Origin of the sequence: Chitinilyticum litopenaei DSM 21440, from assembly GCF_000428145.1 — a bacterium.
GTDB classification, from domain to species: domain Bacteria; phylum Pseudomonadota; class Gammaproteobacteria; order Burkholderiales; family Chitinibacteraceae; genus Chitinilyticum; species Chitinilyticum litopenaei.
The window spans coordinates 18,467-43,661 of sequence record NZ_ATZJ01000036.1 but is presented as its reverse complement, the minus strand read 5'-3'; the positions used below and the strand labels follow the sequence as shown (position 1 = coordinate 43,661).

Genomic DNA, 25,195 nt, shown 5'->3' with positions numbered 1-25,195 from the left:
AACTGGAATTCCATCTGCTCGTCCGACAGGTTGTACAGGCGCTTGAGCAGCAAAATGCGCACCATGGTTTCCGTCGGAAACGGCGGCCGTCCGCCCAGCAGGCTAATCGGCCTCGGTGCCGTTTCATCAACCCGCTGTGCCAACGCCATAAAATCGATGTGACACTCAATGCGCTGCAGCGGATCGCCCAGATCGTCGATCTTGTCGCGATGGAGATCAGCGGCAAACAGGTCGGTTTTGATGGCAGAGCGGCGCTTCATGGTTGTATCTTACGAATTCTGTACGGATGCCAGTTTACACGCTTGGGCTGCAGGAGTTTTTCGAGGTGCCCTACAGTCTGGATACCGGCTTTGGCCGCAGGAAATCCCCGTGGGACGCCGGTATGATGAAGTGGTTGCTCATGGTTCTGTGACACAACATGGTTCTGGGACATAGCAATAAAAAAACCCCGCAATTTCGCGGGGTTTTTTTATTGGGCGGCGATCAGCCACCCGGCAGCCCGGCGCCAGGCCGGACGCGATCACGTCGTGGCGCTGGCGTGGTCGCAATCCCTTTCTTGATGTGGTAGCTACCTCAGCAAAGAACAATCCGTTATCCCCGTGGGACGCCGGCATGACGAGTTGCTGAGCTGGCTACCTAATCAGGTCATTTTTTGGCAATGGCGTGACCGCCAAAGGCGTTGCGCATCATCTGCAGCAACTTCATGCCGTAATCGTCGTTGCCGCGGCTGGCGAAGCGTGCATACAGCGCGCCGGCGATCACCGGGGTCGGCACACCCAGTTCCACCGACTCCAGCACCGTCCAGCGGCCTTCGCCGGAATCCGGCACATACGGCTGCAGATCGGCCAGTTCCTTGTCACGGGCCAGCGAATCGGCGGTCAGGTCCAACAGCCAGGAACGCACCACCGAGCCATGGCGCCAGACTTCGGCGATTTCGGCCACATCCAGCTGCAGCTCTTCCTTGGCCTTCAACAGTGCGAAGCCTTCGGCGAAGGCCTGCATCATGCCGTACTCGATGCCGTTGTGCACCATCTTGGTGTAGTGGCCGGCGCCGGCCGGGCCGCAGTGCAGCCAGCCGCGCTCGGCATCCGGCGCCAGCAGCGCGACGTAGGGCTTGACCAGCGCGACGGCGTCATCGCTGCCGCCCAGCATGATGGTGTAGCCGTTGGACTGGCCCCAGATGCCACCCGACACGCCGGCATCGACAAACTTCAGGCCCACGGCCGCCAGTTCGGCGGCGTGGCGCTGGCTGTCCTTGTACATGGCGTTGGCGCCATCAACGATCACGTCGCCTTCCGCCAGCAGCGTCTTCAGCTCGCTCAGCGTGTTTTCGCTGATTTCGCCGTGCGGCAGCATCATCCACACCACGCGCGGCGCCGGCATGGCGGCGACGGTTTCGGCCACCGAGGCAAACGTACGGATATTGGCAAACTCGCCGCTGAGCTGCTCGCGGGTGGCGCTGCTTACGTCAAAGCCGAACACGGTTGCGCCACCGCGTGCCAAACGGCGCGCCATGTTGCCGCCCATCTTGCCCAGGCCGATCATTGCAATATTCATCGTGTCTTTCTCTCCGTACGGGCGGGTCAGCCCCGCCATCTCAAATCAATCAAACATCAACAATAAAGCCGATTGGCAATCCGCGCCAGCCTGCCAGCGCAGGGCGCACGCGCCAATCGGGGAAAAACCCTGCCCGCGCGACATGCCGCGAGCTTGACCTGCATTAAGGCGCCGGCAGCGGCAAGCCCGTATCCTGCAGCTGTCTCCCTTGAGTGGGTAACAACAAACCGGTGCGGAAGTGCAGCCCGCCGGTCTGCGGCAGGTGCGAGGGGCTTTGCCGCCTTTGCGGCGTGTACCGGATCGGTACACGCCATTTCCTTGCCCGCGCCCTGTCAATACGCCAAAGGGGCGCAGCGGCCTAGGCACTTTGCCGCGCGGCTGGCACCGGCAGGTTTGACCTGCGTTAAAGCTGCGGCACCACGCCCGCTCTAAGCTCTGGCCATCCTGTCCGGGAAACCCCGCCATGCCCCGCAAACCCCAGCTGATCTGCCCCGCCGGCAGCCTGCCCGCGCTGAAAGCCGCCGTTGATCGCGGCGCCGACGCGGTGTATGTCGGCTTCAAGAACGCCACCAATGCCCGCAACTTCGCCGGGCTCAACTTCACCGACCAGCAGCTCACGGATGGCATCGCCTATGCGCACCGCCATGGTCGCGAGGTGCTGATCGCCATCAATACCTATGCGCAGGCCGGCCGGGTGGCCGAGTGGCGCCAATCGGTCGACCGCGCGGCGGAAATCGGCGCAGATGCCGTTATTCTCGCCGATTTTGGCTTGCTGGACTACGCTTTTCACACCCATCCGTCGCTGCGCCGCCATCTGTCGGTGCAGGGCTCGGCGACCAATTTCGCGGCGATCAACATGGCGCACGAGTGTTTCGGGGTTTCCCGCGCCGTGCTGCCGCGCGTGCTGACGCTGCCGCAGGTCGAGTACGTGATCAAGAATACCCCGGTCGAGATCGAGGTTTTCGGCTTTGGCAGCCTGTGCGTGATGGCCGAGGGCCGCTGCATCCTGTCGAGCTACGCCACCGGCCAGTCGCCCAACACCCACGGCGTCTGTTCGCCAGCCGGTTCCGTGCGCTGGGAAACGGATGGCGCACAGATGAAAACACGGCTGAACGACATCCTGATCGACCAGTTCGAAGACGGCGAGCCCGCAGGGTATCCGACGCTGTGCAAGGGGCGCTTTGCGGTGGAAGGCGATACCTACTATGCACTGGAAGAGCCGACCAGTCTCAACACCCTGTCCATCCTGCCCGAGCTGCTGAAGATCGGCGTCGCCGCCATCAAGGTCGAGGGCCGCCAGCGCAGCCCGGCCTACACCGCCGAAGTCACCGGCACCCTGCGCGCCGCGCTCGATGCCGCCGGCGATGCCCACTATTCGGTGAAGCCGGCCTGGCAGGATGCGCTGACCAAGGTTTCCGAGGGCCACCAGCAGACACTGGGCGCCTATTCGCGGCCGTGGCGCTGAGCTAAACAAATCACCACAGAGGCACAGAGAACACAGAGGACAAGCACAAACAAGATCACGATTGCCTTGTCGTCAGTCTTTCTCTGTGCCCCTCTGTGTCTCTGTGGTTCAAGTCCTTTGATTTCGGGATGAACTCAATGCAACTCACCCTTGGACCAAACCTGTATTACTGGCCGCGCGCGCAGGTGTTCGATTTTTACGCTGAGGTCGCCGCCTGGCCGGTGGCCGTCGTTTACCTCGGCGAAGTCGTCTGTTCGCGCCGCCATGAAGTGAAGAGCGCCGACTGGCTGGCGCTGGGAACGGAGCTGGCGCAGGCCGGCAAGCAGGTCGTTTACAGCACGCAGGCGCTGCTGGAGTCGGCCAGCGACCTGCAGGGGCTCCGGCGGCTGGCCGACGCCGGCGGGATGATCGAGGCCAACGACCTCGGCGCCGTCGAGATCGCCCGCAAGGCCGGCGTGTCCTTTGTCGCCGGCGCCACGCTGAACATCTACAACGGCCCGGCGCTGGACTGGTTCGCCGCTCAGGGCGCGACGCGCTGGATGCCGCCGCTGGAAGCCGGCCGCGCTACCGTTGCAGCGATCCTGGCCGAGACAAGCTGCGCCATCGAAACGGAAGTGTTCGGCCACGGCCACCTGCCGCTGGCCTTCTCGGCACGCTGCTTTGCCGCCCGCCATTACAACCTGAAAAAGGACGACTGCCAGTTCAAGTGCCTCGAGCATCCGGACGGCATGCCGGTCGATACCCGCGAGGGTCAGCCCTTCCTGCGCATCAACGGCATCCAGACGCAAAGCGCGGCCTGCCACAGCCTGTACGACGACCTCGCGCAGCTGGCCGGCATCGACTACCTGCGCATCAGCCCGCAGGCCACGCACTGCCGCGAGGTCGTCGCCGCCTTCGCCGCGCGGCTGGCCAATGCCGACGCCCGCAGCGATCTGGCCGCGCTGCACCCGCAGGGGCTGGTCAATGGCTACTGGCATGGGCAGGCCGGTATTGCCACGCAACCCAATCTTTAAAAAGGTTACAAGGACATACCCATGAATATCCCCCAGCCCGTCGTCGCCGTGCTGTCGCGACTGCCCGAAGCGCCGCCGACGCTGGCGCTAGTCACCGCACTCAATCTCGTGCGCCGCCGCCTGTGGCCGGAAGAGGATTTTGCCTGGCTGACCGGCCGCCGCGTGCGCATGGCAATCAGCGACCTGGCTTGCGGAGTCACCTTTTCCTTCGACGGCCAGCATTTCGTGCTCGCCAGCCAGCCGGCGGACGTGGTGTTCAGCGCCAGCCTCGCCGACTACTGGATCATCGCCCGCCGCCAGGAAGACCCGGACACGCTGTTCTTCCAGCGCCGGCTGACCATTTCTGGTGACACCGAGCTGGGGCTGCAGCTGAAAAACCTGATGGACGCCACCGATTTCGAGCCGCTGCTGGCCTTCCTGCCCGACCCGCTGCGCAGCCGGCTGGCGATCTGATCAATCCGCCCATTGCTGCCCCGGCCGCAGCAGCGGGGCAGGTTCTGTTGGCCCGCCCGCGCTCCGCAAGGCCCCGCGGGCATGCCCGTTACAGCCCAAAGGCGCGCGATCAGATCTGCGCCAGCCCGCCGTCCACGGCCAGCTCGCTGCCGTTGACGTAGCTTGCGGCCGGCGAAGCCAGAAACAGCACGGCCTGCGCGATTTCGTCAGCGGCGGCAATGCGGCCGGCGGGAACGGTATCGCGCACGAACCCCTCCAGCCCGGCCATCTGCGCCGCATCCAGCCCCAGCCCGCCCGCCTGGATGCCGGTGAGCGTCACGCCCGGGCTGATTGCGTTGACGCGGATCTGGCGATCTTTAAGCTCATTGGCCCAGGTACGCGCGAACGAGCGCACGGCGGCCTTCGAGGCGTTGTACAGCGCCAGCCCGGCCATGCCCTTGCTCGACGCCACCGAGGCATTGAGCACGATGCTCGCACCGTCGCCGAGCACGCCCAGCAGCGCCTGCACGGTAAAGAACACGCCCTTCACATTGGTGTCGAAAATGCGCGCATACTCGGCTTCGCTGGTCGCGCCCAGCTGGTTGTAATGCGCGACGCCAGCATTCACGAACAGCACATCGAGGCTGTCGCCGGCAGCGGCAATCGCCGCGCGCAGCGCATCGAGATCGCCCGGCAGGCTGGAATCCGCGCGCAGCGCCACGGCGCGTTCGCCCAGCTCGGCGGCGGCGGTGGCCAGTCGCGCCGCATCGCGGCCGGTGATGTAAACACGTACAGCGCCGGCAGCGAGCAGTGCGCGGGCGGAGGCCAGGCCGATGCCGGACGAAGCGCCGGTGACAAGGGCGGTTTTGCCGGCCAGGGTCGGCTGGGTCGTGCTGTGTTGGGTCGTGGTGTTCATGAGGGATTTCCTGCTGCGATTCAAGGGATGCCCAGTATCCCGCTGGGATTTTGCTGAAACAATCCGCATAATCACGCAAGGCCAGCTGAATAAAATTCACCAATGCAGCAAAATCTCAACGACCTCTACGCGTTTGCCTGTGTGGCGCGGCTGCGCAGCTTTCGCAAGGCCGCGCAGCAGCTGCACATCACGCCGTCGGCGCTCAGCCATACGCTGTCACGGCTGGAAGAACAGCTCGGCATCCGCCTGCTGCAGCGCAGCACCCGCAGTGTCAGCGCGACAGAGGCCGGCGAACAGCTGCTGGCCGGGCTGGAGCCGGCGCTGGCGCAAATCGCCGCGACCTTCGACCTCCTGAACGCGCAGCGCGACAAGCCGGTCGGCCGGCTGCGCCTGAACATCCCGCGCGCGGCCAGCCGGCTGCTGATTGCCCCGCGTCTGCCGGCATGGCTGGCCGCCTATCCGGACATTGCGCTGGAAATCGTCTGCAGCGATGCACTGGTCGACATCGTGGCCGAGGGCTTTGATGCCGGCGTGCGCTTTGGCGAAAGCCTGGCGCTCGACATGGTCGCCGTGGCGGTCGGCGCGCCGGTCAAATTCGCGCTGGCCGCCGCCCCCGCCTACCTCGCCGCGCACGGCGAGCCGCAGCGCCCGGACGAGCTGCTGGCGCATGAATGCCTGCAATTCCGCTTTCCCAGCGGCAGCCATTGCCCGTGGGAGCTGCGGGAAAACGGGCAGAAGCTGCTGCTGCAGACACGCGGCAAACTGGTTTTCGATGACTTCGACCTGCTGCTCGACGCGGCTTGCGCCAGCGCCGGCATCTGCTTCCATTACCGCGACTGGCTTGCTCCGAAGGTCGCCAGCGGCGAGCTGGCCTGGGTGCTGCCGGATTGCACCCCGCCGCGCGAGCATTTCCAGCTCTACTACCCGCGCGCACGACATGTGTCAGGCCCGCTGCGGGCCTTCATTGATTTCTTCCGCCAGCCAGCCTGACGCAGGGCAAGGCGAGTCAGGCCAAGCAAGTTAAGCTGGGCCAAGCGGTAAACGGGAGCTTCGCAATGTTCGAGCCATTACGCGATCTGGAACACGCAATCGCACAAGCCACCGGCCAGCCCTTCCATGCCCGCCAGCAGCGCAGCGTGGGCGGCGGCTGCATCAATGATGCCTTTGTGCTGGGTGATGGCTCGCGGCGATTTTTTGTCAAAACCAACCGCGCCCGCCTGCACGCGATGTTTGTCGCCGAAGCCGAAGGCCTGCGCGCGCTGGCCGCCGGCATGCGAGTGCCGGAGGTGATCGCGGAAGGCGTCAGCGGCGACACGGCCTGGCTGGTGCTGGAGTGGCTGGAGATGCGCGGCAGCCCGGAGCCGGCGGCAATGGGCGCGGCGCTGGCCGCCGTGCATCGCATCACGGCGCGGCAATTCGGCTGGCATATCGACAACACCATCGGCAGCACGCCGCAGAGCAACCGCCAGCACACGGACTGGATCGCCTTCTGGCGCGAGGAACGGCTGATGCCGCAATTCGCGCTGGCGCGGCGCAATGGCGTGCGCTTTGGCGAGCAGGAAGCGCGCCTGCTCGACGCGCTGCCGGCCTTTTTCAGCGGCTACACGCCGCAGCCCAGCCTCTTGCACGGCGACCTGTGGGGCGGCAATGCGGCGGGGCTCGCCGATGGCACACCGGTGGTCTTCGACCCGGCCTGCTATTTCGGCGACCGCGAATGCGATCTGGCGATGACGGAACTGTTCGGCGGTTTTGGCGGTCGCTTTCTCGCCGCCTACGACGCGGCGTGGGGTATTGATTCCGGTTACAAGGTACGCCGCAGCCTTTACAATCTTTACCACATCCTGAATCACTGCAATCTGTTTGGCGGCGCTTATGAAAGCCAGGCCAGGCAGATGATCAGCCAGCTGCTCGCCGAATTGCGCGGCTGAGCTGCGCCATTCACCACAAGGAAGCCATGGAGTCCATCCTGCAAACCATGGTCGGCAACCCTGCCGACAATGCGCTGCCCAATCTGGGCGCGCTGGTCGACGCCATCCGCCCCAGGCAGGCCGACGATAGCGCCACGGCCGTCAACAACCTGCGCGCGCTGTCCTTTCTGCTTGAACAGAACGAATCCTACCGGCTGGCCTTTCGCCAGCAGCTGGAGGAATTGCTGGGCAAGACGCGGCAGGTGCAGCTGTACACCGATACCGGCATTCTTTCCAACGAACCGCTGCTCACCGGCTTGCGCCGCCGCATCGGCGAGCGCCTGCTGCCCATCAAGCCGCGCCCCGAGCTGCTGAAGGACGTGTTCGGCCTGGTCTTTCACCGCAAGGACGACCATGTCTGGCTTGCTGAAATACCCTATGGGGTGTGGGCCGATTTGTGCCGCAGTCTTTTGCTTGGCGCCACATACCTGCCAGATCGCTACAGCCAACTGCAAAGACTGGAGGCCATCCAGGTCTTGTCCTGCCGCATTGCCACCATCGGGCTGGAGCCCGAGCTGGTGCAGAATGCACCGGATATGGAGCGCTTCGAATCGCCCTTCGTGCGCCAGAATGTCGAGACACTGAGCTTCGTCGAGAACTACCGCAAGGCGCTGGTCGAGGAAAAGGAACTCGACGACGACCAGAAGCACATCATGGTGCTGCTCGACCAGTGCACGGCGCAGATCGCGCGCATCCGCAAGCACGCGCTCAAGCATGGCGTGTCGGTCAGCCTCACCTACCACCTGCTGCGGCTGGAGCAGCACATCGAGCGCATGCAGACGCTGCTCGAGCTGGTCGACCCCATCCCCTCACCCAACTGGGGCCCATCGCAGCTGCGCCTCTTCCTGCAGCTGGTGAAGGCGGAAAACCGCAAGCACAGCCTGCGCGACGTGCTGCGCCAGAACACCGAGCTGCTGGCGCTGCAGGTCACCGAGCACGCCAGCCACACCGGCGAGCACTACATCACCGAATCGCGGCGCGAATGGCTGGCCATGTTCCGCGCCGCCGCCGGCGCCGGCATCATCGTCGGCTTCATGGCGCTGCTGAAGATCCTCATTACCAAGGCCCATCTGCCACCGCTGATCGAGGCCGTGGCCTTCGGCCTGAACTACGGCATCGGCTTCATCATCGTCCACCTCCTGCACTGCACGATCGCCACCAAGCAGCCGGCCATGACGGCAGCGACGATTGCCGCCACGCTGCCGCCGCCCGGCAGCAAGAGCGCCGAGGGTTACCGGGCGCTGGTCGACCTGATCGTGAAAGTGGCGCGCACGCAGTTCATCGCCATCATGGGCAATGTGCTGCTGGCCATGCCGGTGGCGCTGGCACTGGGCTGGCTGTGGGCACAACAGTTCGGCGAGCCGGTGGTCAGCCTGGAAAAGGCCGGTCATCTGCTGCACGACCTGCGCCCCATCGAGGGCTTTGGCCTGGCGCACGCGGCCATCGCCGGCGTGTGGCTGTTCCTGGCCGGGCTGATTTCCGGCTACTACGACAACAAGGCACTCTATCACCGCCTGCCGGAACGCATCGCCGCCCACCCACTGCTCGTGCGCGTGCTGGGCGAACACCGTGCCTGGCGGCTGGGCCGCTATGTCGAGCACAACCTTGGCGCACTGGCGGGCAATTTCTACTTCGGCATGATGCTGGGCCTCACCGGCTTTGTCGGCTTCCTGCTCGGCCTGCCGCTGGACATCCGCCACATCACCTTCTCGTCGGCCAATATCGCCTTTGTCGCCGTCGCGGTCGATTTCAACATCGACGGGTTCATCCTGCTGCTGGGCCTGGGCGGCGTGGCCGTCATCGGCGCCACCAACCTGATCGTCAGCTTCACGCTGGCGCTGTGGACGGCGATGCGTTCGCGCCAGCGTCTGCTCTCCGAGCTGCGCCCGCTGCTGGGCCTGGTGATCAAGCGCTTCTTCACCCGGCCGCAGGATTTCTTCATCGCGCCGCGCCAGCCCAAGGCCGCTGTGGAGCACGCACCCGCCGACGAGGGCAAGGCATGATCGTCACCGGAGCAGACCTGCCTGCGCTCATCGACGCACTGGCCAGCACGGGCTGGGCCGAAGCGCGCGGCTTTCTGAGCACGGAGGAAGTCACACGGCTGGCCGCACTCTGCCAGGCGCGGCGCGGCGATTTCCACCGCGCCGGCATCGGTCGGGCGGCAGGCCAGACGGTGCGCGACGACATCCGCCGCGACACCGTGCTGTGGGTCAGCAACGACGACCCGGAGCTGGGTTTTGTCATGCAGCGTTTCGCCGACTACCAGCAGCAGCTCAACCGCGAGCTGTATCTGGGCCTCAACGAGCTGGAACTGCACTTCGCCGCCTACCCGCCCGGCGGCTTCTACCAGCGCCATCTCGACCAGCACCGCAATCAGGACACCCGCGTCATCACCGTCGTGCTCTACCTGAATCCGCCCGACTGGCAGGACAGCGACGGCGGCCAGCTGCGCATCTATCTGGACGACGGCAGCCACCACGAGGTGCAGCCGGCCGGCGGCACGCTGGTCACCTTCCTGTCGAACCGCTTCGAGCATGAGGTCATTCCAGCACGGCGCGAGCGGCTGTCGCTGACCGGGTGGTACCGGCGCCGTTGAGCCATGCGAGATCTCGCCCTCCTGCTCATACGCGGCTACCAGCGCCTGATCTCGCCACGAAAGGGCTTTCGTTGTGCATATCGGGTTCATACGGGCCGCTGCAGCTGCTCGCACCTGGGTTATCGCGCGATACGCCGCTTCGGCTGCTGGCAAGGCTATCTGATCTTGCGGCTGCGCCTGCAGCGTTGCAGCATTGCCTATCGCCGTCACCTGGAGCAGTTGCAACTGGCCAGCATGCTGCCGGCCCAGCGCGGTGACTGCGATTGCGGCTGCGACCTGCCCGATTTCGGGAACTGTTCGCCGGCTGATTCGCTGGATTGCTGCAATTGCGACTGGTTCTCGCGCAAGCGACGCAAGAAACAGCACGCCGTGCACCTGCCCGGCAAAAACCAGCGCCAGACACCCCGACACATGCAAGCGCCTGAACGCGCGAGTGGCACCAGCGCCAGTTAGGTTGGCTCGGCCTTACAGCGGCAGTGACGTTTGGTCACCCGCTGCAAACAAAACGGGTGAACCACAGTTCACCCGTTTTGTTTGCAGCGCCATGGCGCTCAGTACAGCGCCAGCGCCTTGTACAAGCCGATCTGGTTGGCCGCCTGCTGCTGCTGCAGGGCGATCTGTACCAGTTGCGCGCTGTAGTGGCTGCGCTGGGCGATCAGCACGTCGAGGTAGCCGGCCACGCCTTTTTCAAAGCGCGCCTGCGCCAGCTTCAGCGCCTGGCCGCTTGCGGCGAGCACGCGCGCCTGCGCGGCCAGCTGCCCGGCGTCGCCATCGATCTGCGCGAGGCCGTCGGCGACTTCCCGAAAACCCGTCTGGACGGCCTTTTCGTAGCTCGCCACCGCCAGCTCGCGATCAGCCTTGGCCGCGTCCAGATTGGACTGGTTGCGACCACCGTCGAAGATCGGCAGGCTGATCTGCGGCATGAACAGCCAGCTTCCCGATCCCGCCTGGAAGAGCTGGCTCAGCTCGCTGCTGGCGGCGCCGGCATTGGCGGTGAGCGTGATGCGCGGGAAGAAGGCCGCGCGCGCCGCGCCGATATTGGCGTCCGCCGCGCGCAGGCGCTGTTCGGCCTCGCGCACATCGGGGCGGGCGAGCAGCACGTCGGAGGCCAGATTGCCCGGCACCGGCGGTACGCCGGGCACCGCCCTGTCCTGCCAGCCCGCCGGCAGGCTGGTGGCCTCGACGGGCGCGCCGACCAGCAGCTGCAGCGCATTGCGCGCCTGCGCGACCTGCGTGCGATAGCGTTCGACGTCGACCGCTGCCGTTTCGGCCTGCGTCTGCGCTTCGCGCAGCTCCAGCTCGCCGCTGATGCCGGCGGCAAAGCGCCGTTCGATCAGCTTTTGCGTGTCGCGCCGGCTGGCCAGCGTGGCCTCGGCGACCTTGAGCCTTTCCTGCTCGGCGGCCAGCGCGTACCAGCCGTTGGCAACATTGGCGATCAGGCTGAGCCGCGCGCTGCGCTCGACTTCGCCGCTGGCCTGATAACTGCGCCAGGCGGCGTCGCTGAGGTTGCGCACGCGGCCAAACAGATCCAGCTCGAAACCGCTGATGCCGACCACCGCGGCGTAGTCATGGCTGACCTGCGGCTGGCCGCCGTTATCAGCAGGGCGGCGCTGGTGCGTGCCGCTGCCGTCGGCGCTCAAGGTCGGCCAGCGGTCCGCCGCCGCGATGCCGTACTGCGCGCGCGCCTTCTCGACGTTGAGCATGGCGATGCGCCAGTCGCGGTTGTTGGCCAGCGCCTTCGCGATCGTTGCCTGCAGCGCCGGGTCGGCAAACCATTGCCGCCAGGCATTTTCATCAAGGGTATTGGCCTGCAGCTCATTTACTGATTTGGCCGCAGACGCATACCCATCAGATACCTGATTGGTGAAGCCTGCCGGAACCGGCAGCTCGGGCTGCCGGTAATCCGGCGCCAGGCTGGCGCAGCCGCCGAGCAGCGCCAGCAGCAGACCGGCGGCCGCGCCGCGTGTCATCATTGTTTGCATTGTTATTGCTCCTGTCCGGCCGGGGCGGCGCGCTTGCCGGCAAAGCGGCGGCGCACGCGCACAAAGAACACCGGAACAAAGAAAATCCCCAGTACCGTGGCGCTGATCATGCCGCCGAGCACGCCGGTACCGATGGCGTTCTGGCTGCCCGACCCCGCGCCCTGGCTCAAGGCCAGCGGCAGCACGCCAAAGGCGAAGGCCAGCGAAGTCATCAGGATGGGGCGCAGGCGCATGCGGATCGCGTCCAGTGTCGCGCTGATCAGCTCCTGGCCCTGCTCGTGCAGATCCTTGGCGAATTCGACGATCAGAATGGCGTTTTTCGTCGCCAGACCAATCGTCGTCAGCAAGCCGACCTGGAAGTACACATCGTTCGACAGGCCACGCCCGGTTGCCGCCAGCAGGGCGCCGATCACGCCCAGTGGCACCACCAGCATCACCGCAAACGGAATCGACCAGCTTTCATACAGCGCGGCCAGACACAGGAAAACGATCAGCAGCGACAGCGCATACAGCGCCGGCGCCTGCGCACCCGATTCGCGCTCTTCCAGCGACAGCCCCGTCCACTCGTAGCCGATGCCGGGCGGCAACTTGGCGATCAGCGCCTCCATCGCCGCCATCGCGTCACCCGAGCTCTTGCCCGGCGCGGCCGCGCCCTGGATATTCACCGAAGGCACGCTGTTGTAGCGGTTCAGCAAGGGCGAGCCGTATTCCCAGCTGGTGCTGGCAAAGGCCGAGAAGGGCACCATCTGGCCGCTGGCATTGCGCACCTGCCAGTCGTTCAGGTCTTCCGGCGCCATGCGGCTGGCGGCCTCGCCCTGCAGATACACCTTCTTCACGCGGCCGCGATCGACAAAATCGTTCACATAGGCCGAGCCCCAGGCCGTGGACAGCGTCTGGTTGATGTCCGCGAGCGACACGCCCAGCGCCGTGGCCTTTTCCTGGTCGATGTGCAGGCGCAACTGCGGCGAATCATCCTGGCCGTTCGGGCGCACACCCATCAGGTTCGGATCCTGCGCGGCCATCCCCAGCAACATATTGCGCGCTTCCATCAGCTTCGCATGCCCGACACCACCGCGATCCTGCAGCTGCAGTTCGAAGCCGGAGGCATTGCCCAGCTCGACAATCGCCGGCGGGGCAAAGGCAAACACCATCGCCTCCTTGATCTGGCTGAAGGCGCCCCAGGCACGGCCGGTAATCGCGCCGACATGCTGGTCGGGCGACTTGCGCTCGTCCCAGTGCTTGAGCTGCACAAAACCGATACCTGCATTCTGCCCGCTGCCACCGAAACTGAAGCCGGCCACGGTAAAAATCGAGTTCACGGACTTGGCTTCATCCTTCAGGAAGTGGTCTTCCACCTTCTTCAGCACGGCCACGGTCTGTTCCTGCGTGCTGCCCGGCGGCAGCGTCACCATCGAGAACAGGATGCCCTGGTCTTCTTCCGGCAGGAAGGACGTCGGCATGCGCACAAACAGCGCGCCCATCGCGATCACGATCACCAGATACACGACCATGTAGCGGCCGCTTTTCGCCAGCCAGCGGCTGACCACGTTCTGGTAGCGCTGGTTGCCACGGTCGAACATCTTGTTGAACCAGCCGAAGAAGCCCTTCTCGCCATAACTGTGGCCCTTCTCGATGGGCTTGAGCAGCGTCGCGCACAACGCGGGCGACAATGTCAGCGCCACCACCACCGACAGCAGCATTGCCGACACCACCGTCACCGAGAACTGGCGATAAATCACGCCGGTCGAGCCGCCAAAGAAGGCCATTGGCACGAAAACGGCGGCCAGCACCAGCGCAATCCCGATCAGCGCGCCGGTAATCTGGTCCATCGACTTGCGCGTGGCCTCCCTGGGCGAGAGCCCTTCCTCGCTCATCACGCGTTCGACGTTTTCGACGACGACAATCGCGTCATCCACCAGCAGACCGATGGCGAGCACCATGCCGAACATCGTCAGCGTGTTGATCGAGAAACCCAGCGCCGCCATCACGCCAAACGTTCCCAGCAGCACGACCGGAACGGCAATCGTCGGGATCAGCGTGGCACGGAAATTCTGCAGGAAGAGGTACATCACCAGGAACACCAGCACCATGGCTTCCACCAGCGTTTTCACCACTTCCTCGATCGAGATCTTCACGAAAGGCGTGGTGTCATACGGGTAGACCACCTGCATGGCCTTGGGGAAGTAAGGCTGCATTTCGGCCATCTTGGCGCGCACGGCCTCGGCCGTTGCCAGCGCATTGGCACCGGTGGCGAGCTTCACGGCCAGGCCGGTGGCCGGCTTGCCGTTAAAGCGGCTGTCGATATCATAACTTTCCGCGCCCAGCTCGACCCGTGCCACGTCGGACAGGCGCACCTGGCCACCGGCGGCGTTGGTTTTCAGCAGGATGCGCTCAAACTGCTCGACCGACTGCAGACGCGTCTGCGCGATGATTGCCGCATTCATGCGCTGGCCGGGTACGGAGGGGGCACCGCCGACCTGACCGCCGGACACCTGCGCGTTCTGCGCCTGCACAGCGTGGATCACGTCCAGCGTGGTGAGCTGGTAGTGGCTGAGCTTTTCCGGGTCCAGCCAGATGCGCATGGCGTACTGCGCCCCAAAGAGCTGCACGTCGCCGACGCCCTGCACGCGGCTGATCTGGTCCTGCACATTGGCAGCGACATAATCGGCCAGATCGGTCTTGTCCATGCTGCCGTCTTCCGACACGAAACCCAGCACCATCAGGAAGCTGGCCGACGATTTCGACACGCTGATGCCCTGTGCCTGCACTTCCTGCGGCAACTGCGGCATGGCGAGCTGCAGCTTGTTCTGCACCTGCACCTGCGCGATGTCCGGATCGGTGCCCGCCTCAAAGCTCAGCGTGATGCTGACGCTGCCGTTCTGGTCGCTGCTCGAGCTGATGTAGCGCAGCCCGTCGATGCCCTTCATTTTCTGTTCGATGATCTGCGTCACCGAATCTTCCACCGTCTGCGCGGAAGCACCCGGATAGAAGGCCTGGATGGTGACCGCCGGCGGCGCGACGGCCGGATACTGCTCGACCGGCAGGCCACGGATGGCCAGCAGACCGCCCAGCATGATGATCAGCGCGATCACCCAGGCGAAAATGGGCCGGTCAATGAAAAAACGTGCCATTGATCCTGCTCCTTATTTGACGGCCGATGCCGACGCAGCAGACGCCGCGGACGGGGCCGAAGCCGGGGAAGACGCCCCAGATACATCAGCAGGTACTGCCGGCAAGGTATTTGCAGCAGAGGGCTTCACAGGCATACCCGGCTGCACTTTTTGCAAACCCTCGACAATCACGCGGTCGCCGGCAGCCAGCCCCTTGCTGACCAGCCACTGGTTGCCCACCGTGCGGCTGGCCTCCACCACGCGGGCTTCGGCCTTGTCGCCGCTGCCAACCACCATCACGGTAGCCTCGCCCTTGGGCGTGCGGCTTACTGCCTGTTGCGGCACCAGCAGCGCGTCCTTCACCTCAGCCTGCTGCAACCGTGCGCGCACGAACATGCCCGGCAGCAGGTCATGTTTGGGATTGGGCACCAGCACGCGCAGGCTGACCGCGCCCGTGCCGGCATCGACCGTCACGTCGGTGAATTCCAGCTTGCCCGGCTGGGCGTGGGTGCTGCCGTCTTCCAGTACGATCTGGACCGGAATGCCGGCCTTGCCGGCCTGCTGGCCGAATTCGCGCTTCAGGCGCAGCAGCTCGGCGCTGGACTGGCTGATGTCGACATAGATTGGATCAAGCTGCTGCACGGTAGCCAGCGGCGCGGCTTGGCCCACCGCCAGCAGCGCACCCTCGGTAACTGACGACTTTCCAATCACACCGGCAATCGGTGATGTGATGCGGCTATATGCCAGATTGATGCGCGCACTTTCCAGCGCAGCCTTAGCGGCCGCCACATCGGCCTGCGCCTGCAGCCAGGCGGCCTGCGCATCGTCGTGTTCCTGCTTGCTCACGCCGTTGATCGCGACCAGCTCCTTGTAGCGCTCGGCCTTCAGCTTCAGCGTCATCAGATTGGCTTCCGCTTTGGCCAGCGTGGCCTTGGCGCTGTCGAATGCCGCCTGATACACCTCGGGGTTGATCTGGTAGAGCAGCTCGCCCGCCTTGACCTCGCCGCCTTCGGCAAACAGGCGCTTTTGCACGATGCCGCCGACTTGCGGGCGGATTTCCGCCACCCGGAAGGGACTGGCGCGCCCTGGCAGCTCGCGCTCGATCCGGACACTGCGCGGCGCGAGCGTGACGACGCCAACCTCGGCCGGCCCGGGCGCCCCACCCTGCGCCGGCCCGCCCTGGCCGCTGCAGCCCGTCAGCACTGCGCCCAGCAGCGCCAGCAGCACGGCCAGCGGTAATACCCGATGCTTGATTCTCATGGTTTCTCTCGCTATGGAAGCTTGCGCGGCAGACAGGAAGGAGTACACGGCCCGCCGCAAAAATTAGAATGAACGTTCATTCTATATTTTTTTACCCTTGCGAAACAAGCGGGTACAATGCAGGAAATATCACGATTGCATGACAATCAAATCCGTGTGCAAAGCCAAATGACCAGCGAAAAATCCTGCAGCGAGCCCTGTCGGGCCGAAACCCGCCGCAACCAGGTGCTGTGCGCCGCCGCACAGTGCTTTCGGCAATCCGGCTTTCATGGCGCCAGCATGGCCAACATTGCGCGTGCCGCCGGCATGAGCGTGGGCCACATCTATCACTACTTCGCCAACAAGGAAGCGATCATCGCGGCCTTTGTCGCCGCCGAGCAGGACAAGACACGCGCGCTGCTGCAGGCCATGCTCGACGCCGACAACGCCATCCAGGCCATCATCGACTACGCCGCAACCGGCCTGGACGACAGCCTGGATGCCAACAACACCGCCCTGCAGCTGGAAATCCTTGCGGAAGCGGCCCGCAACCCGAATGTCGCGCGCATCATGCGCGAATCCGACGACGCGCTGGCCGTGCTGGGCAGCCAGCTGATGAACAAGGCGCGCAGCCAGTTGCCCGCCCTGCCGGAGAACGAGATGCTCGCCCGGCGCGAAACCATCATTGCGCTGTTTTACGGCCTGAGCCTGCGCGGCCTCGTCAGCTCGCGCCTGCACCGCGACGAGGTACTGACAGTCCTGCGCCGCACCCTCCAGCAAATCGTCGAGAGCTGACATGACCATCCCCCGCCAGCTGGCCAGCGAACGGCTTATCTTGCGCGAATTCCGCCACGACGACTGGCCGGAGCTGCATGCGCATTACGCGGATGAGGCCTGCACGCGCTTCACCTTCCGCCGCGCGCTCAGCGAGGGCGAAAGCTGGCGCGCGATGGCCAGCATGGCCGGCCACTGGGCCCTGCGCGGCTACGGCCCCTACGCGATCGAGGAGCGCGCCAGCGGCAGGGTGCTGGGCGCCGCCGGTCTCTGGCACCCGAACGACTGGCCGGAAACCGAGATCAAATGGCTGCTGGCGCGCGAACACTGGGGCCAGGGCTATGCCAGCGAAGCGGTGCGCGCCATTCAGGCCATGGCGCGCGAACACTTGCCGCAGCCGCCCATCAGCTTCATCAATGCCGAAAACCTGCCATCGATCACGCTAGCCCGCGCCGTTGGCGCGCGCTTCGAGAAGGAGGTCGAATTCCGCGGCAGCCCCTGGCACATTTACCGCCATCCGTGACGGCAAGCGCGGGTAAGCGGCAAGGGAAATCGGAGGGGGTATGGCCCGCAACCCCATCACTGCAAATACCTTGAAGCAAATACCCCGGAATCAATTCTGTACCGGCCAAACCACGGTGTCGTTGACCAGGTACAGATGACAATCCCGCTTGGCATATTGCCGGCAGTACTGCAGCGCACGCGGAGCCGGTTCCTCGTAATCGGCCCAGGCGCCACAAGCCCCATCATCGCTGACGGCAAAGGCCCTGGGCAGCGGTGCGGTCGCCACAAACTGGCGATACAGATTCTTGCACTGCTCGCTGCTCAAGGGGAAGGCATTGAAATCCTTGGCGCTCTCGGCGTGGCCGCTGGGCGGGGGCACGGGAAGATCGCGATAGCGGGCGCCAAGCACCTTGGTCGGCAAGCCGCGCGCCTGCAAGAATGCTTCGACCTTCGGCCACCAGATCTGCTCAAGGCCCTCGCGCGTGCCAAACATGCCATGCCCGTCCTGGCGGAAAGGCGGATACAGCACCAACTCCGCCTTGCCACCACCTTCGCGATACGTTGCGTGCAGGCTGCGAGCCAGCTCGGGCGGGAAAAGACTGTCGTTTTCGGCATAGAACCACATGGAATCCACCCTGGCGCGCTTGCCCAGGCCTGCAAAGACATTCTTCAGCGCACTTTCCCAGTTGCATTCCAGGCTGGTAAAGCGCAGGCCGCCGGCAAAATTCAGCACGGCCTTCACTCCCGCGATCTCGCGACTGGCCAAGGCCATGCTGGTAAAGCCACCGGCAGACTGGCCGATGACCAGAATGCGTTCGGCATCGATATCCGGCTGCTGGCGGAAATAGGCAATCACGCGCTCGATGTCATCGGCCTGCTGCTCGGCAATCGGCGCGAGATTCTGGCAGCTGCCATCCGGAAACATGCCGCCGGAATTGGCAAAACCACGACGCATCGGCAAGGCCACGGCATACCCGCGCTGCAGGAATTCCTGGGCAATCAGCGAGTAGCGACTGCGCGGCTGATGCGCTGGCAAGCCAAACTCCTTGCCATGATTGATCACCACCAGCGGAAAAGGCCCTGGCCCATCCGGCTTGAACAGGGTTGTTTCCAGGGCAAAGCCGAAAATGCCCGGCTTGACCCTGATCATCTCGACGGACTCGTTCAGATCCTTGCGCAGCGGCAGCTCTTCCCCCGCCATGCAGGCCGACGATAACGCCAGCACCATGCCAATAATCCAGCCCGTATTTTTCACCGCAATTCCTTACAAGGAAATAACGCGGGACATTAGCATAATGCAGGCAGGCCAACCAATTGCGACCTTCACTGACCTTGTCGGCGATCAATCGCAGCATGCGGCTGAGCAGGACGTTTTCGCGGCGAATCCGGGAAAAAAGCGCAACGAAGCAAAGCAAGCCATTGATTCTGCAATGCATGTTTCATGCAAGGCATTGCCCATTGCTGGAGCGCGGCCAGGACTCATCATTTTCCAACGGCAGACAGCCTTCAGTAACCAAGTCGCTGGCAAATGGTCGACACCGCGCCGGCGGAATTCAGCGTGTAGAAATGCAGCCCCGGCGCGCCATTGCTCAGCAGCCGGTCACAGAGCTCGGTGACGACGTCCAGCCCGAAAGCACGGATCGACGCCACGTCATCGCCCATGGCCTGCAGGCGCAGGCGCAGCCAGCGCGGAATCTCGGCGCCGCACATTTCCGAAAAACGCGCGAGCTGGCTGAAATTCTGGATGGGCATGATGCCGGGAACGACGGGAATGCTCACACCGCGCGCCGTCACTGCGTCGACAAAGCGGAAGTAGGCATCCGCATTGAAGAAATACTGCGTGATTGCCGCATTCGCGCCCGCGTTCACCTTGTTCACGAAATTGCGGATGTCGGCCTCGGCACTCGGTGCCTGCGGGTGAAATTCCGGATAGGCAGCGACTTCGATGTGGAACCAGTCGCCGAATTCCGCGCGCAGGAAACTCACCAGCTCATTGGCGTAGCGGAAGTCGCCCATCTCGACCATGCCGGACGGGATGTCGCCGCGCAGCGCCACGATGTGGCGGATGCCGTGCTCCTTGTAGTTCTGCACCAGCGCGCGGATGCCCTCCCGTGTCGCCCCGATGCAGGACAGATGCGGCGCGGCGGCATGGCCGGCATTGCGGATATCGAGCACGGCAGCCAGCGTGCCATCCTGCGTCGAGCCGCCAGCGCCGAAGGTCACCGAGAAAAACTCGGGCCGGAACTGCGCCAGCTGCTGGCAGGTGGTGCGCAGACGCGCAGCCCCTTCGGGCGTTTTGGCAGGAAAGAACTCGAAACTGATTGGTGGGCGGCTGGTGCTCATGCTGGCGGGGTTCATGAATGAAATTCAGACTAAATCGTACCATTCAGCCGACTCATTCATCATGAAGCCTTCTCACCCCAGCCTTAGCCGCACTCATGCCCCGAGAAAAAAAGAAACCCCGGCTCAAGGGGTTCCCTCTGGATATTTTGCCGTATCACTCAACCTCAAAAACCATCGCAAATCTTTGATTTTGCTTGGTTACTTCTTTTCCTTTGAATCTTGCCGTATCATTCAGCATCATCAAACCCCCAAATTTTGTCGGGGCGTGTGTCGGGGCGTGGCTCATTTTGTCGGGGCGTGGATATGGCAAAGGCGGAAAATCAGATCAGCGTGATGCAGCTCAAAAAGCTGAAACCTGGGAACAAGGGCGACAAGCTGGCCGATGGTGGCGGGCTGACCGGGCGTGTGTTTGCCGGCGATCCGCTGTCAGTCGGTTTCACCTATCAATTCCGCAGCCCGGAGACTGGCAAGCTGCGCGAAATTTCTTGTGGCGCATGGCCGGCTGATGACCTGAGCGCCATCCGAAAGCTGCGCGACGAGTACCGGCATCAAGTACGCGACGGAATAGACCCATTGGCGCAGCGCCAGCGCGAGCGGGAAGCAGCCGAGGCCGCAAGGCTAGCAGCAGAAGCAGAAGCCCGCGAAAGGGCCGCAGAGGCCGCCAGAAAGGCGGCTCGCTTGACCTATGCCGATCTGGTGAGCCGCTATGAAGCCGCGCACACTGGCAAGCTGAAGCGGCTGGGCGAGATGATGCGCCGGCATCGCAAGGACGCACTGCCCGCCTTTGGCGATGTTCTGGCCGATGAAGTCACCCCGGAAATGATTATCGGCGCGATGCAGAAGGTAAATGAACGTGGCGCGGGGTTTCAGTCCTATATCCTCGCCGCTGATGCAGGCCGGATATACAACTGGGCGCGTGCCTTGCGCCTTGTGCCTACCGGCTGCAATCCTGCCGCCGAAGTTGAAAAAGCAAAAATTGGCACGCGGGACAGGATGCGGGAACGGGTACTGAGTGAAGCCGAGCTAAGGATGCTACTGGCGGATCAGACCATGCCGCTACGCTGGCGGCTGGCGCTGCGGCTGATACTGGCGACGGCTTGCCGCATTAGTGAGGCTTGCGAGGCACGCTGGGCTGAGTTTGATTTGGCTGCCGGTGTTTGGACTTTGCCCGAGGCGCGATCCAAGAACAGCAAGGCGCACCTGATTCACTTGAGCGCGTTTGCACTCGACACCCTCAAACTCTTGCGGGAAGTCTCGCCCGGTGATTGGCTGTTTCCCGACAAGAGCGAGCAACAGCCAATCCGGCACGGCTATCTGAGCAGGCGTATTCACCTTGCCAGACAAAACGGCACGCTGGCGCTGTCCGGCGATTGGACTGCGCACGATTTGCGCCGCACTGCTGGAACGATGATGGGCGATTTGGGCGTGCTGCCGTCGGTGATCGACAAGTGCCTCAACCATCAAGAGCGCAACCGGGTGACGGCAACCTATCAGCGCCAGCAATACCTGCCCGAGCGCAAGGCCGCGTTTGATTTGCTGGGCGCAAGGCTGGAATTACTCGCCAACCCAGAGGCCGGCAATGTCGTGAGTCTGCGCCGTGCCTGATGCGCCGCTTGCCGTCTTACAGTGCCTCCTTGAAGTAAAATGCGTATGCACTCTGCCATGTCCGATCCGCAATTAGCATTTCATCGAACAAGACATGCAGGTGTACTACGGCAGACAAATCAGGAGAACTTCTCATGGTATCAATCAATGACTTTGAAATGAGCGACGCTGAGCTGGCGGCATATGAACAGGAGCACCCTGCAAGCCGTTATGCTGGCCTAAGCCGGGCAACTGTAATGGCGTTTGAGGCTGGCGAGCGCATCATGAGCATGGTACGCCAGCGTGTTGCCGCCGCTGCAACGGCCATTAGCCGCGTTTTTAGCCGTTCCGGCAATAGCCGTTCCGTTGCGCCAAAAACACGTGCTACAGGCCGCAATGCAGCCAAGAAAGCCGCTTCAGGAGGTGGCGGCGATCCCGACCCAGAGCCATATCGCACGCCTGATCTGCCCCGCCTGAGCAACGTTCTATTGCTCGCAAGCATTGCCAGCATCCGCACTTTGGAGGCCGCGCAATGACGACCCGCACCGCATCCAAAGCCAGCACCCAAAGCGCTGCACAAGCATTTGCCGCCAAGTTCGGCCAATTCCCGCCAGCCTTGCGCCCGCGTGACGCCGCCGTATTTCTGGGAATCAGCCTTGCCCACTATTGGCGCCTGATTGCCGCCGGAAAAATACCCGCGCCTGCAAAGCCAAGCCCCGCAGTCACCCTGAGCAAAACCGCCGATCTGCAAGCCTATCTCGACCGCGTTTTCGAGGGGGGCTAAGGCATGATCGACCAACAAAAAACCCCGCTGGCCGGCGGGGCTGTGGAACACATCGGGCAGACGTTTCACGGTGACGATTATAGCAGGCTGCTGGCCCTTGCCGAGTCCAGCCTGTTGATGTTTGACGACCACGAAGACGCACGCGCAGACTTCTTGCGTAAAGCTGGTCGCAACGCCGATAACACAATAGTTTCGCAAATCAGCCGCCAAGTTTTCGGGCCGCCTGCGCCGCTGCCGATACATGGGAAGGAGCCGCACCTCATCACCGATGCTGCCGCGCAGCCGCCGGAGCCGTTCGAGGAGGAAGCTCCGGCAACGCCATGGCCGGATGATTGCCTGCCGGGCATCATGCAGGACGCAGCAGACGCGATTGCCGAGCACGTCAAAGCGCCGCACGCACTGGCGGGCATGGCCGTATTGGCAGCCGTGGCGCACATCGCGCAGCGCCTTGTCGACGCTCCCAGGCCAAGCGGTGGGCAAATGCCATGCAGCCTGTTTGTGCTGACGCTGCTCGAAAGCGGTGGGCGCAAGTCGGAATGCTTCAATCTGGCAACAGCTCCCATCACCAAGTCCGAGATTGAGAAGCGCAACGCACACCGCGCCGAATGCCAGCGGCTAGAGCAGTCTGCCGCAGCCGCCAAACCGAAAGACCGCGCCGCAATCATGGCGCAATGCCCGCCCGATCCGCGCACGCTGTACCGGGAAAGCACGGTGGAAAAGATCATTCGTGACTTTGTGCGTGGCAGTCAGCCGGCGATGAGCTGGGCGACGGATGAGGGCGGTGTCGCGCTGGGAGGGCACTCCCTGAGGTCGGAGACCTGCCGCGCATCGCTTGGCAACCTGACGCGCTTGTTTGACGGCTCAGGCTGCGAGCGCGACCGCATCGGCGACGGGCAAAGTGGGTTTCGTTTCGGTATCCGTTTCGGCTTGTTTTTGAGCTGCCAGCCGATTGTCGCCCGAGAAGCCATGGCCGATCCGCTGCTATCCGGGCAGGGCTTTTTTCCGCGCTTTTTGCTGGCCGCCCCTGAGTCACTGACGGGGACACGTTTTATCGAGCCGGGCGATCTTGAGCGCAAAGCCACCGATGACGAGCGCCTTGCCGCCTATTGGCAAACGCTGGCCGCCATGGATGCCCACGCGATCCACACCGACGAACACGGCGGGCTAACCCTGCCAGCCGTCGCCATGACATCCGAGGCCGTGGAAGTCTGGCGGCTGTGGTTTAACCGTATCGAAGCTAGTATCGAGCAGTTTGGCGATTACGCGCACATCGCCCCGTTTGGCGGTCGTGCCGGAGAGCTGGCACGTCGTATTGCCGCCGTGTTTGCCTGCTGGCGGCAGTTCGAGGGAGGGCTGGCGCTGCCCGTTGTGGACGCCGACGATATGCGCCGTGCTATCGCCTTGTGCAACTACTCACTAGCAGAATGGGCACGCACGAATGGAAGCGCTCGCCTGAGTCAGACCGAGCGTGACGCGCAAAGCCTGCTGCGCTGGATGCAGCACAAGTGCCTGTCATCGTTCACACGTTCAGTGATTGCTCAGGGCTGCACGTCGGAGCTGCGCGGATCACGCAACAAGCAGCGCCGCACGGCGGCAATTGACGAACTGCTACGCAGGCGCTGGCTGGCCGAGCGTGACGGGGCGTTATTTCTATTTTCGGAGGCTGCTACTGCTACTTCTGCTACTTCTGCTACTAAACCCGCATCCAACGGGCCGGAAAGTAGCAAAAGTAGCGGGAATAGCAGTAGCACGCTGGAAGCCCTGAATTTTGCGGATGCCGATCCAGCACCGCCCCCGGCGGACGATCAGGAGGGGGCAGACTATGAAATTTACTGATCTGCCCATGCTGGCCGACCTGAGCTTTGAGCTGCTGGATAGCGACCGGCTGAAAGTTAGCCCGCGCCCGAATGCTGAACAGGCCGAACTGATCCGCACAAGCAAGGCGGAAATCATCGCAGCACTGGCGGCTGAGGCCGTGCTGATGCATCTTGCCGGGGACGGTGTGCGACTGGAGCTTTGGGGCATTCATCGCGCCAGCATCGCGCTTTTGCCCGGCAGTCGGTTCCCAAATGCCGAGCAGATAAAGGCGATATCCGACCATGAGGCCGGCATCCTGCGTTTGCTTGAGGGAGGATAGCGGCAGCTCTACCAACGTTCACAGCCCGGCCATGCGCCGGGTTTTTTCTTGGGGGTATGCTCAAAATTCAGCATACCCGCATGGCCTCCTGAAAAATCAGAACACCCGATCATGTCGTGCATCTATCAAATTAAATATTCGATAGTTTGCGGCTATCATTGGCGCATCGAAAATACGGGAGATTTACGGCGATGGCTAAATTCAGCGCAGACAATCAGCCGCAGCGGCGCAGGGGAAAGGGCTGGCGCCAGCTCGTTTTGGAATCGCTGCAAGCCCGTGGCATGACGGAACAGGACTTTGCTGATGCGCTTGTGGCTCGTGCGTTGGATTCAGCCGATCCGTGCAGCGGCAGGGCGATGATCGAAGTTCTCGCACGACTGGCACCGATTCCGAAGGCAACCGCGCCACTTGTCGAGTTCGCCTTTCCTCAGGACGGTAGCATGGTTGAAAAGATCGACGCCGTGATTGCTGCGACGGCGCAAGGCGAGCTGCCTGCTGATCTGGCCGCGCTGCTGGTCGGCATCATGAAAACCCGCGTGGATGTGCACGAAACTACAGAGCTAGCCGCACGCCTTGCTGCGCTGGAAGCGGCTTTAGCACGCACGCGGACAGACTGACCGGGCAGCGCCAGCAAAAAACTTTGTCGGGGCGTGTGTCGGGGCGTGGGGCCGACTTGGCCGATTTACTCAACGCAACCACATCGCAAACCATTGATAAAAAAGGAAATTGCACAAAAAAAAGAAACCCCGGCTCAAGGGGACAGCCGGGGTGCAATGAGTTCCGAATGCTCGG

24 protein-coding genes are annotated in these 25,195 nt (G+C 63.5%); 16 read left to right on the top strand and 8 right to left on the bottom strand.

Going from position 1 to position 25,195, the window contains the following annotated elements:
* Both C515_RS0113150 and gnd read right to left on the bottom strand, forming a co-directional pair.
* On the bottom strand, positions 1 to 260 hold a 260-nt coding region (locus C515_RS0113150; protein ID WP_028455918.1), incomplete at its 3' end, for a transposase.
* Between the two features lie 385 nt (positions 261 to 645).
* Positions 646 to 1,557: a phosphogluconate dehydrogenase (NAD(+)-dependent, decarboxylating) gene (gene gnd, locus C515_RS0113140; RefSeq protein ID WP_028455917.1), complete on the bottom strand. Its 912-nt coding sequence runs from the start codon at positions 1,555 to 1,557 to the stop codon at positions 646 to 648.
* Positions 1,558 to 2,020: 463 nt separating this feature from the next.
* On the opposite strand from gnd, the gene ubiU reads away from it, so the two are divergent.
* From ubiU to ubiT, 3 genes are all read left to right on the top strand, one after another.
* Positions 2,021 to 3,022: a ubiquinone anaerobic biosynthesis protein UbiU gene (gene ubiU / locus C515_RS0113135; RefSeq protein WP_028455916.1), complete on the top strand. Its 1,002-nt coding sequence runs from the start codon at positions 2,021 to 2,023 to the stop codon at positions 3,020 to 3,022.
* A 128-nt stretch (positions 3,023 to 3,150) separates the two neighbouring features.
* A complete protein-coding gene (locus tag C515_RS0113130) occupies positions 3,151 to 4,035 on the top strand; it encodes a U32 family peptidase (RefSeq protein WP_211234055.1) in 885 nt (294 codons plus the stop codon).
* A gap of 21 nt (positions 4,036 to 4,056) precedes the next feature.
* Positions 4,057 to 4,488 carry a ubiquinone anaerobic biosynthesis accessory factor UbiT gene (ubiT, locus tag C515_RS20995; RefSeq protein ID WP_043649478.1) on the top strand — a complete coding sequence of 144 codons (432 nt, stop codon included), beginning with the start codon at positions 4,057 to 4,059 and terminating at the stop codon, positions 4,486 to 4,488.
* 109 nt (positions 4,489 to 4,597) lie between these two features.
* Here the strand turns inward: ubiT and C515_RS0113120 are convergent, their stop codons facing one another.
* Positions 4,598 to 5,383 carry an SDR family oxidoreductase gene (locus C515_RS0113120; RefSeq protein WP_051304924.1) on the bottom strand — a complete coding sequence of 262 codons (786 nt, stop codon included), beginning with the start codon at positions 5,381 to 5,383 and terminating at the stop codon, positions 4,598 to 4,600.
* Positions 5,384 to 5,485: 102 nt separating this feature from the next.
* Between C515_RS0113120 and C515_RS0113115 the strand changes: the two genes are divergently transcribed.
* The 5 genes from C515_RS0113115 to yidD all read left to right on the top strand — a co-directional run bounded on the left by C515_RS0113115 (position 5,486) and on the right by yidD (position 10,399).
* Positions 5,486 to 6,373: a LysR family transcriptional regulator gene (locus tag C515_RS0113115; protein ID WP_028455913.1), complete on the top strand. Its 888-nt coding sequence runs from the start codon at positions 5,486 to 5,488 to the stop codon at positions 6,371 to 6,373.
* A gap of 65 nt (positions 6,374 to 6,438) precedes the next feature.
* Positions 6,439 to 7,311, top strand: a complete 873-nt coding sequence (locus C515_RS0113110) for a fructosamine kinase family protein (protein WP_028455912.1) — start codon at positions 6,439 to 6,441, stop codon at positions 7,309 to 7,311.
* A 26-nt stretch (positions 7,312 to 7,337) separates the two neighbouring features.
* Positions 7,338 to 9,353, top strand: coding sequence for a site-specific recombinase (locus C515_RS0113105; RefSeq protein ID WP_028455911.1), 2,016 nt, complete (start codon positions 7,338 to 7,340; stop codon positions 9,351 to 9,353).
* Positions 9,350 to 9,946: a 2OG-Fe(II) oxygenase gene (locus C515_RS0113100; RefSeq protein WP_028455910.1), complete on the top strand. Its 597-nt coding sequence runs from the start codon at positions 9,350 to 9,352 to the stop codon at positions 9,944 to 9,946. Before C515_RS0113105 ends, C515_RS0113100 begins: the two co-directional genes overlap by 4 nt.
* A gap of 3 nt (positions 9,947 to 9,949) precedes the next feature.
* Positions 9,950 to 10,399 (top strand): membrane protein insertion efficiency factor YidD, encoded by a 450-nt coding sequence (gene yidD / locus C515_RS22640; RefSeq protein WP_051304923.1) that lies wholly within the window; start codon positions 9,950 to 9,952, stop codon positions 10,397 to 10,399.
* A gap of 98 nt (positions 10,400 to 10,497) precedes the next feature.
* On the opposite strand, the gene C515_RS20985 is transcribed toward yidD, so the two are convergent.
* The 3 genes from C515_RS20985 to C515_RS0113080 are packed head-to-tail and all read right to left on the bottom strand — an operon-like array spanning position 10,498 to position 16,298.
* Entirely contained in the window at positions 10,498 to 11,928 is a 1,431-nt protein-coding gene (locus C515_RS20985) for an efflux transporter outer membrane subunit (protein ID WP_081686941.1), read from the bottom strand.
* Positions 11,929 to 11,930: 2 nt separating this feature from the next.
* Positions 11,931 to 15,059, bottom strand: coding sequence for an efflux RND transporter permease subunit (locus C515_RS0113085; RefSeq protein WP_028455909.1), 3,129 nt, complete (start codon positions 15,057 to 15,059; stop codon positions 11,931 to 11,933).
* 12 nt (positions 15,060 to 15,071) lie between these two features.
* Positions 15,072 to 16,298, bottom strand: coding sequence for an efflux RND transporter periplasmic adaptor subunit (locus C515_RS0113080; RefSeq protein WP_028455908.1), 1,227 nt, complete (start codon positions 16,296 to 16,298; stop codon positions 15,072 to 15,074).
* Positions 16,299 to 16,466: 168 nt separating this feature from the next.
* On the opposite strand from C515_RS0113080, the gene C515_RS0113075 reads away from it, so the two are divergent.
* Both C515_RS0113075 and C515_RS0113070 read left to right on the top strand, forming a co-directional pair.
* On the top strand, positions 16,467 to 17,072 hold the full coding sequence (locus C515_RS0113075) for a TetR/AcrR family transcriptional regulator (RefSeq protein WP_028455907.1): 606 nt from the start codon (positions 16,467 to 16,469) through the stop codon (positions 17,070 to 17,072).
* Position 17,073: 1 nt separating this feature from the next.
* Positions 17,074 to 17,574 (top strand): GNAT family N-acetyltransferase, encoded by a 501-nt coding sequence (locus tag C515_RS0113070; protein ID WP_028455906.1) that lies wholly within the window; start codon positions 17,074 to 17,076, stop codon positions 17,572 to 17,574.
* Positions 17,575 to 17,664: 90 nt separating this feature from the next.
* Here the strand turns inward: C515_RS0113070 and C515_RS20980 are convergent, their stop codons facing one another.
* Positions 17,665 to 18,810 carry a dienelactone hydrolase family protein gene (locus C515_RS20980; protein WP_051304921.1) on the bottom strand — a complete coding sequence of 382 codons (1,146 nt, stop codon included), beginning with the start codon at positions 18,808 to 18,810 and terminating at the stop codon, positions 17,665 to 17,667.
* 251 nt (positions 18,811 to 19,061) lie between these two features.
* Positions 19,062 to 19,898, bottom strand: coding sequence for a methylenetetrahydrofolate reductase [NAD(P)H] (gene metF, locus C515_RS0113060; RefSeq protein ID WP_028455905.1), 837 nt, complete (start codon positions 19,896 to 19,898; stop codon positions 19,062 to 19,064).
* A 303-nt stretch (positions 19,899 to 20,201) separates the two neighbouring features.
* Between metF and C515_RS0113055 the strand changes: the two genes are divergently transcribed.
* The 6 genes from C515_RS0113055 (at position 20,202) to C515_RS0113035 (ending at position 25,020) form a co-directional block, all read left to right on the top strand.
* On the top strand, positions 20,202 to 21,503 hold the full coding sequence (locus C515_RS0113055) for a tyrosine-type recombinase/integrase (protein WP_028455904.1): 1,302 nt from the start codon (positions 20,202 to 20,204) through the stop codon (positions 21,501 to 21,503).
* Positions 21,504 to 21,637: 134 nt separating this feature from the next.
* Positions 21,638 to 22,018 carry a hypothetical protein gene (locus tag C515_RS23600; protein WP_144290457.1) on the top strand — a complete coding sequence of 127 codons (381 nt, stop codon included), beginning with the start codon at positions 21,638 to 21,640 and terminating at the stop codon, positions 22,016 to 22,018.
* Positions 22,015 to 22,266, top strand: coding sequence for a helix-turn-helix transcriptional regulator (locus C515_RS20975; RefSeq protein ID WP_043649473.1), 252 nt, complete (start codon positions 22,015 to 22,017; stop codon positions 22,264 to 22,266). The genes C515_RS23600 and C515_RS20975 overlap by 4 nt, the downstream gene beginning before the upstream one ends.
* 3 nt (positions 22,267 to 22,269) lie before the next feature.
* Positions 22,270 to 24,102: a DUF3987 domain-containing protein gene (locus tag C515_RS20970; protein WP_051304920.1), complete on the top strand. Its 1,833-nt coding sequence runs from the start codon at positions 22,270 to 22,272 to the stop codon at positions 24,100 to 24,102.
* A complete protein-coding gene (locus C515_RS0113040) occupies positions 24,089 to 24,403 on the top strand; it encodes a hypothetical protein (protein WP_028455903.1) in 315 nt (104 codons plus the stop codon). The genes C515_RS20970 and C515_RS0113040 overlap by 14 nt, the downstream gene beginning before the upstream one ends.
* 191 nt (positions 24,404 to 24,594) lie before the next feature.
* Complete coding sequence (locus C515_RS0113035; RefSeq protein WP_028455902.1) at positions 24,595 to 25,020, top strand: hypothetical protein; 426 nt, start codon at positions 24,595 to 24,597, stop codon at positions 25,018 to 25,020.
* The last annotated feature ends 175 nt before the right edge of the window (positions 25,021 to 25,195 follow it).

What these genes read in the sequence shown, in the direction of transcription:
- C515_RS20975 (WP_043649473.1), top strand. Translation starts at nt 22,015, where the DNA reads ATGACGACCCGCACCGCATCCAAAGCCAGCACCCAAAGCGCTGCACAA.
- C515_RS0113105 (WP_028455911.1), top strand. Translation starts at nt 7,338, where the DNA reads ATGGAGTCCATCCTGCAAACCATGGTCGGCAACCCTGCCGACAATGCG.
- metF (WP_028455905.1), bottom strand. Translation starts at nt 19,898, where the DNA reads ATGAGCACCAGCCGCCCACCAATCAGTTTCGAGTTCTTTCCTGCCAAA.
- ubiU (WP_028455916.1), top strand. Translation starts at nt 2,021, where the DNA reads ATGCCCCGCAAACCCCAGCTGATCTGCCCCGCCGGCAGCCTGCCCGCG.
- C515_RS0113130 (WP_211234055.1), top strand. Translation starts at nt 3,151, where the DNA reads ATGAACTCAATGCAACTCACCCTTGGACCAAACCTGTATTACTGGCCG.
- C515_RS0113035 (WP_028455902.1), top strand. Translation starts at nt 24,595, where the DNA reads ATGGCTAAATTCAGCGCAGACAATCAGCCGCAGCGGCGCAGGGGAAAG.
- yidD (WP_051304923.1), top strand. Translation starts at nt 9,950, where the DNA reads ATGCGAGATCTCGCCCTCCTGCTCATACGCGGCTACCAGCGCCTGATC.
- gnd (WP_028455917.1), bottom strand. Translation starts at nt 1,557, where the DNA reads ATGAATATTGCAATGATCGGCCTGGGCAAGATGGGCGGCAACATGGCG.
- ubiT (WP_043649478.1), top strand. Translation starts at nt 4,057, where the DNA reads ATGAATATCCCCCAGCCCGTCGTCGCCGTGCTGTCGCGACTGCCCGAA.
- C515_RS0113100 (WP_028455910.1), top strand. Translation starts at nt 9,350, where the DNA reads ATGATCGTCACCGGAGCAGACCTGCCTGCGCTCATCGACGCACTGGCC.
- C515_RS0113070 (WP_028455906.1), top strand. Translation starts at nt 17,074, where the DNA reads ATGACCATCCCCCGCCAGCTGGCCAGCGAACGGCTTATCTTGCGCGAA.
- C515_RS0113115 (WP_028455913.1), top strand. Translation starts at nt 5,486, where the DNA reads ATGCAGCAAAATCTCAACGACCTCTACGCGTTTGCCTGTGTGGCGCGG.
- C515_RS0113110 (WP_028455912.1), top strand. Translation starts at nt 6,439, where the DNA reads ATGTTCGAGCCATTACGCGATCTGGAACACGCAATCGCACAAGCCACC.
- C515_RS0113075 (WP_028455907.1), top strand. Translation starts at nt 16,467, where the DNA reads ATGACCAGCGAAAAATCCTGCAGCGAGCCCTGTCGGGCCGAAACCCGC.
- C515_RS20985 (WP_081686941.1), bottom strand. Translation starts at nt 11,928, where the DNA reads ATGCAAACAATGATGACACGCGGCGCGGCCGCCGGTCTGCTGCTGGCG.
- C515_RS0113120 (WP_051304924.1), bottom strand. Translation starts at nt 5,383, where the DNA reads ATGAACACCACGACCCAACACAGCACGACCCAGCCGACCCTGGCCGGC.
- C515_RS0113085 (WP_028455909.1), bottom strand. Translation starts at nt 15,059, where the DNA reads ATGGCACGTTTTTTCATTGACCGGCCCATTTTCGCCTGGGTGATCGCG.
- C515_RS20970 (WP_051304920.1), top strand. Translation starts at nt 22,270, where the DNA reads ATGATCGACCAACAAAAAACCCCGCTGGCCGGCGGGGCTGTGGAACAC.
- C515_RS0113055 (WP_028455904.1), top strand. Translation starts at nt 20,202, where the DNA reads ATGGCAAAGGCGGAAAATCAGATCAGCGTGATGCAGCTCAAAAAGCTG.
- C515_RS23600 (WP_144290457.1), top strand. Translation starts at nt 21,638, where the DNA reads ATGGTATCAATCAATGACTTTGAAATGAGCGACGCTGAGCTGGCGGCA.
- C515_RS0113080 (WP_028455908.1), bottom strand. Translation starts at nt 16,298, where the DNA reads ATGAGAATCAAGCATCGGGTATTACCGCTGGCCGTGCTGCTGGCGCTG.
- C515_RS0113040 (WP_028455903.1), top strand. Translation starts at nt 24,089, where the DNA reads ATGAAATTTACTGATCTGCCCATGCTGGCCGACCTGAGCTTTGAGCTG.